This is a genomic window from Acidobacteriota bacterium, from assembly GCA_016196035.1.
GTDB lineage: Bacteria > Acidobacteriota > Blastocatellia > RBC074 > RBC074 > JACPYM01.
Window position 1 is genome coordinate 278,540 of record JACPYM010000029.1, and the last position, 6,704, is coordinate 285,243.

General features: G+C 54.1%; 5 protein-coding genes and 1 tRNA gene. 2 read left to right on the forward strand and 4 right to left on the reverse strand.

Translation table 11 applies throughout. The features are described from left to right. Positions 1-52: 52 nt before the first annotated feature. Positions 53-2,227, reverse strand: coding sequence for a M28 family peptidase (locus HY011_10395; GenBank protein MBI3423338.1), 2,175 nt, complete (start codon positions 2,225-2,227; stop codon positions 53-55). Between the two features lie 585 nt (positions 2,228-2,812). On the opposite strand from HY011_10395, the gene HY011_10400 reads away from it, so the two are divergent. After that, positions 2,813-2,983: a hypothetical protein gene (locus tag HY011_10400; protein ID MBI3423339.1), complete on the forward strand. Its 171-nt coding sequence runs from the start codon at positions 2,813-2,815 to the stop codon at positions 2,981-2,983. Positions 2,984-3,160: 177 nt separating this feature from the next. Then, on the forward strand, positions 3,161-3,763 hold the full coding sequence (locus tag HY011_10405; GenBank protein MBI3423340.1) for a histidine phosphatase family protein: 603 nt from the start codon (positions 3,161-3,163) through the stop codon (positions 3,761-3,763). Positions 3,764-3,822: 59 nt separating this feature from the next. On the opposite strand, the gene HY011_10410 is transcribed toward HY011_10405, so the two are convergent. The 3 genes from HY011_10410 to secA all read right to left on the reverse strand — a co-directional run. Next, positions 3,823-3,896: transfer RNA gene (locus tag HY011_10410), tRNA-Arg, on the reverse strand. A gap of 47 nt (positions 3,897-3,943) precedes the next feature. Continuing rightward, positions 3,944-4,210 (reverse strand): GlsB/YeaQ/YmgE family stress response membrane protein, encoded by a 267-nt coding sequence (locus tag HY011_10415; GenBank protein MBI3423341.1) that lies wholly within the window; start codon positions 4,208-4,210, stop codon positions 3,944-3,946. Positions 4,211-4,228: 18 nt separating this feature from the next. Further along, positions 4,229-6,704 (reverse strand): preprotein translocase subunit SecA (secA, locus tag HY011_10420; protein MBI3423342.1); only part of this gene is annotated, 2,476 nt, incomplete at its 5' end.

The window sequence follows — 6,704 nt, forward strand, 5'->3', positions numbered from 1 at the left end:
CTACAGCACTGCCGTTGGGATTCTCTTTGATCGAACTTGGTAGAAAGGCTTGTTACTGACCTTGCAGCTTGCGCGCAGCCTCATTCACCTGGGCCGCCATGCCGTCCAACGTTTGGCTGACGACCTTGACCTGTTCGTTGGCCTCTGCCCAGTTCTTTTGCTCCAACGCCTCGCGCACACCGGGTAAGGTCTTCACGCCATAGCCAGTGTAAAAGCCTGGCGCGTATATCTGGTGCTTGAACCATGCGCGGCGCGGCAGCCCCGCGTCAGACAATAGTTTGCGCTCTGATTGATAGAGCAGGGCATTCAGCGCTTTCAACTCAGGTGTTGAAAGCGGCGCACCGTTGCTTGGCTTGCTACGCACCGCTCTATCATAGCTATCTGCCGCGTTGCGCAATTGAATGGCAGCCTTGCGCAACGGTGCGAGGTCAACATTCTGCTTTGGCAGCTTTGCCAATTCATCAACGTAGCCGCTGATCGTCTCAGCCAGATTGGTGAACTCGAACGGCAGCACTTGCGCATCCGCCAGCCGCAGCGTCGCGGTGCCTGCGGCTTGCACAAGCGTGCGGCCGTATTCAAACGTGCCATCCGAAAATTTTTGATACCAGGCGATGGAATCATAGATCGAGTGGTAAATGCCGCCGCCTGCTTCGCCGCCAAATCCGATGTTGAGGGAAGCGATGCCAAGATGGTCAATGAAGGCCGTGTAATCGGAGCCTGAACCCAAGGCGCTGATGCGCAAGTCGCCGCGATTGCGCAATTCGTTACGTTCCTCATCGCCCCGCGCCTGTTCCAGCCGCCGCGCCTGCATTGCCTCCCAAAGCGATTGCTTGCGCTTGGGGTCGTTGACCGAACGCGCTACATCGTTGATGAAGTGTTCGAGTGAATGCGAACCGCTGGCATTGAACCAGCCTTTGCTGGTGCTGTCGCTGTTAAGATACGCGACGGCTTTCTGTTTCAACTCTTCCGCGTGCTGTTCGACCCATTCGGTGGAACCGAGCAAGCCTTGTTCTTCACCATCCCAAGCGCAAAAGATGATCGTGCGTTTTGGCCGCCAGCCTTGTTTGAGCAATTCGCCAAAAGCGCGCGCTTCTTCGAGTACCGCTACCATTCCGCTGACCGGATCATCTGCGCCATTGACCCAGGCGTCGTGATGGTTGCCGCGAATGATCCACTCATCGGGAAAGGCGCTGCCTTCGATTTTGGCAATTACGTCGTAAAGCGTCACCTGCTTCCAATCGAAGGTTGCTTTCAGATGTACTGTCGCAGGACCCGGACCAGTGTGATAAGTGACTGGCAAAGCACCGCGCCAATTATCAGGCACGACTTGTCCGCCCAAACTTTTCAACAACGGCAACGCATCGCCGTAGGAAATGGGCAGCACCGGAATTTTCAAAATAGTTTTCGCTTCTTCGCGCGTCAGGCGTTTGGCCTCTTTTGTCGCGCCTATACCCGGTGTCAACGGATCGCCCGGATGAATTGGCATATCCATTACACTGCCACGTTGCGCACCGAATTCCGGCCGCCAGGGTCCTTTGGGATAAACATCGCCTTGATAATAACCATCATCTTTCGGATCGGAATAAATCAAACAACCCACCGCGCCATGTTCGTAAGCAACCTTAGGCTTGATACCGCGCCAACTGCCGCCATAGCGCGCAATCACAATCTTACCCTTTACGTCTACGCCAAGCTTGGCCAGGACTTCGTAATCAGCAGGCACACCGTAATTCGCATAGACCAACTGCGCGGTGACATCGCCTTCGCCCGAATAAGCGTTGTACACGGGCAATTGATTTGCATCGCCCGAATCAGCGTCTTCCTTTAGGGCAGGTTCTTTCAAACTGGCGTTGTATTTTTCTGGCGCGATCAATTCAACTACACGCTCTTTCGGTGTCGGGAAAAGCACGTCATATTCTTCCAACTTCGTTTGCAAGCCCCATGAAATCAGGCGCTCGCGCATCCACTCAGCATTGCGTTTATCAGCGGGCGAACCCAGATGATGCGGCTCCGCCGCGAGTACATTCATGTATTCGCGCAAGTTTTCTGTTTTAGGTACGGCTCGGAAATTTTCTTCCCAGTCAATGCCGTGCTTGGTTTGCGCATGGATGTTCGTAAGCGAGTTACGTTTGCGTGCAACAACGGTGAAAACAGGTGAAAACGTCTGGAGGGCTAATAAATACAGGCTAATCGTCGCGGCAATGCGAATCAAGAGGCGGTTGCGCATGCGTTCTCCTTCAAGTGATTGATGTGTTGAGATTGCTGAAACTACAACGAAAATTTGTGCGAAATGATTATCGTATGAGATGTGATGACAAACAAATGTTGCGCGCATGTTTTTCTGCGCGCACGAAAATGAATTTGCCGATGATTGCTGAAAGGTGCATGGGTATTGATGATTTCGCGTTTATAGAACTGAATGGCGAAGCTTGCATGCAAGTTGCCGCGTTAAGCTTGTCGCCTGCAATAAACTTTTTTCTTGACACATGTATTGAACGAGTTTATAAGCACATCTAGTGTGTTAATCGCTCTAGGCTACAAGTGATATTTCAATACATCATCTTGTGGTCAGGCTATTCAGAGAGAAAGGAGATTAAAATCATGGCAGCAAAGAAAGCAGCTAAGAAGGCTCCGGCGAAGAAAGCCGCCAAGCCCGCGAAGAAAGCCGCGAAGAAAGCCGCGAAGAAGTAGTGCTACTTCATTCCAGGCTGAATTGGGGCAACCCAATTCATTGTTCAAAAGATAACGATGGGGGTGAGCAATCACCCCCATTTTATTGCCTAAACTCAGCGCACAGCCACAGCATTCAACCATGATCAAGTTCAAAGAAACCGGGCTTTATAGCGCCGCATTACTGCTGGGCATTGTCGTATTGCTAATCGGCCTGGGCATCCATTCGTGGAAGCTGTTTGCCGTGGGCGCGTTGGTGGCGGGCGCGGGCGGCTGCTTTGGCATGCTTGCAACGCTGATGAAGAGTTCTTGAATTCACGCATCTTGTTTCGAGGTTTTGTTTGAGCACGCGCTATCTCATTCGTCACGGACAAGCAGGCCCGCGCGACAATTACGATGTGTTGTCGGCGTTAATTACGATGTGTTGTCGGCGTTGGGCTAACAACAGGCGCAGCACTTGTGCGGCTATTGCACCGCACAAGCAAACGCGTTGGACGCTGTTTACGCGGGCAACTTGCACAGGTCACAACAAACCGCGCAAATCTTCAGCACGAGTTTGCAAGCGTACAGCCAAGCCACTGTCACAATTCAAGCGGAGATCGTTGTAGATGAACGATGGCGCGAATTCAGTTTAGCGACCGTCTATCGCGGCTTGGCGGCGAAGTTATGCGCGGATGAGGCAGGCTTTGCGGAGGATTTTGCCGAGATGCAAACGTTGTTGTTGACAGAACCGAATACGACACGCGCGGCGGTCGAGCGTTGTGACCGCGCGGTGATTCAGGTGCGGATGGAAAATCGTTATCCGGAATATGCGAGCGAAAGCTGGCTGACCTTTCGCCGCGTCGTTGAAAGCAGTTTGCCTGAGTTGCCGGAACGGAGAGAAAAGCAGATTGCGATCTTTACTTCCGCCACGCCCATCGCGATTTGGACTGGGCTGGCGTTGGGATTGACGAATGCCAAAATACTCAGCCTGACGGGCGTGCTTAATAATGCCGGCATCACGACCTTCAAATTGCACGCGGGCGAATTGCGTTTGCTGAGCTTTAACAACACGTCACACTTGACTGATCCGGCGCTGCGCACGTTTCGATGAAGACAGTATAAAAGCAAAAGAAAAAGGGATGCGTGATGCGCATCCCTTTTTCTGTTTAATACACCCGCCGCGATTCGAACGCGGGACCTTCAGCTCCGGAGGCTGACGCTCTATCCAGCTGAGCTACGGGTGCCGAAATCGCTGGTGAACATACAACAGGCTTACCACGCGGTCAACCGGCTAATCAGAGCGTCTGCCGCCAAACACAAGGCGATATGCACCGAGCAAAATCAGCGAGCCGACAATTGCCATTGGGATTGTGGCGACAGCAGACGGGTCATGCGACCACCAACGGCTAATTAGCGTCCCAATCAGGGCGCCAATCATGCCGATGATCGCCGTCCCGACAATGCCGCCAGGGTCTTTGCCCGGCATGATCAGCTTGGCAATCGCGCCGACGATCAATCCCGTCAGCATCATTCCCAACAGACTCGACAAACCTGTCATAGCTGGTTCCTCCGTTCGTTAGGCCTCGGTGCCGTGACACTTTTTGTATTTCTTGCCCGAACCACAAGGACAAGGATCGTTGCGTCCGACCTTGGGGTGATCGCTCACCACCGTGCGCGGTTTGCCGGCATCTTCGCCCGCCGCTGCCGCACCTGCATTGGCTTTGGTGAACGTCATCTGCCCGCGACGCGGGCGGCGTTGTAAGCGCTCTTCGGGCGGCTGTTCGACGGTCACTTGCAAGTGGTAGAGCATGCGCACGGTTTCAACGTCTATGCGATAAAGCATCTGCTCGAACATCTCGAACGACTGCTTCTTGTATTCGACCAGTGGGTCTTTTTGCGCGTAGCCGACCTGATTGACCCATTCTTTCAAATGGTCAATCGCCATCAAGTGATCTTTCCACTGCGCGTCAACGATGTTCAGCCGGATGATGCGTTCGTAATAGCGCATCGCCTCTGGGCCAACGAGTTGCTCTTTCTCAGCATAATCTTTCTGTAGTTGTTCCCAGACTGCCTGACGGATTTCATCGCGTTCTAGCTTCTCTAAATTGATCTGCGCTTCGTCCAGATCCAGGCCAAATTCAAATTGCACCTGCACCTTGAACCCTTCCAGGTTCCATTCGTCGGGTGACGCATCCAGGCTCATGAACTGGTCGAGCAAATCGTCGAGCACATCACCCGCGATTTCCTGCAATTCACCGCGATGATCGGGCTGTTCCAGCAGCGTGCGGCGCAGACTGTAAATCGTCTCGCGCTGCTTGTTCATCACGTCGTCATATTCGAGCAGGTGTTTGCGGATCGTGTAGTTGTGCGCTTCGACGTTCTTTTGCGCAGCTTCGATGCGCTTGCTAACCATCTTCGATTCGATGGCGACGCCTTCTTCCATGCCGAGCTTTTGCATGATGGCTTTGACGCGGTCGCCCGCGAAAATGCGCATCAGGTCGTCTTCCAGCGAAAGGAAAAAGCGCGAAGAACCGGGGTCGCCCTGACGGCCGGAGCGTCCACGCAACTGGTTGTCAATGCGGCGCGATTCGTGGCGCTCGGTGCCGAGGATGTGCAATCCGCCCAGGCTGACTACTTCATCGTGTTCGTCGGAAATGCTCGGTTTGACCTGTTCGATGGCCGACTCAAGTTGTTCGGGCGAAGCTTCGTCAGGATTGACCTCCTGCCGTTTGAGCAATTCGCGGCCCAGATAATCGGCATTACCGCCGAGCAGAATGTCGGTACCGCGGCCAGCCATGTTGGTGGCAATCGTGACCGCGCCTTTGCGTCCGGCCTGCGCGACGATTTCGGCTTCGCGTCCGGCATTTTCTGGCTTGGCGTTCAGCACATTGTGCTTGATGCCCATTTGTTTGAGGCGATTTGAGATCACCTCAGAGTTTTCGACCGAAACAGTACCAACCAGAATCGGCTGGCCTTTCTCGTTCAACTCTTTGATCTCTTCGGCCACCGCTTCCCACTTCTCACCCAGCGTGCGGTAAATGACATCAGAGTTATCAATGCGCACCATTGGGCGGTGCGTCGGAATAAGCGCAACATCCAGGTTGTAAATCTTGGCGAACTCGACCGACTCGGTTTCGGCGGTACCCGTCATGCCGGCCAGCTTCTGATACATCCTGAAGTAATTTTGCAGCGTGATCGTCGCCAGCGTATGCGTCTCACGCTCGATCTTGACGCCCTCTTTGGCTTCTACTGCTTGATGCAAGCCATCCGACCAGCGGCGGCCAGTCATGATGCGTCCGGTGAATTCGTCCACGATCACCACGCCTTCGTCATTGACGATGTAATTCTTGTCGCGGTGATAGAGCGTATGCGCCACCAGCGCCTGATTCAGACAATGCAGGATTTCCATGTTCGACGGATCGAACAGGTTGCCATAACCGAGCATGCGTTCGGCTTTTTCGATGCCCGGCTCGGTCAGCGTCGCGCGGTGCTGTTTCTCGTCCACCTGATAATCCACTTCGGGCGTCAGTTTGGGGATCACCGCATCGGCTTCGTAATACTTGGTAGTCGTGTCGTCCGCTCCGCCGGAGATGATGAGCGGGGTGCGCGCTTCGTCAATCAGGATCGAATCCACTTCGTCCACGATGCCGAAATAATGGCCGCGCTGCACACAGGTCGCCACGTCGAACTTCATGTTGTCGCGCAGATAATCGAAGCCGAATTCGTTGTTCGTGCCATAAGTGATGTCGCACTTGTAAGCTTCCTGCCGCTCGAAATCGTCGAGGTCGTTTTGGATGATGCCGACCGTCAAGCCCAGGAACTTATAAATCTTGCCCATCCATTCGGCGTCGCGCCGCGCCAGATAATCGTTGACCGTGACGACGTGCACGCCCTTGCCCAGCAGTGCATTCAGATAAACCGGCAAGGTCGCCACCAGCGTCTTGCCTTCACCGGTGCGCATCTCTGAAATCATCCCGCGATGCAAGACCATGCCGCCGATCATCTGCACGTCGAAATGGCGCATACCAGTCGCCCGCCACGAAGCCTCGCGC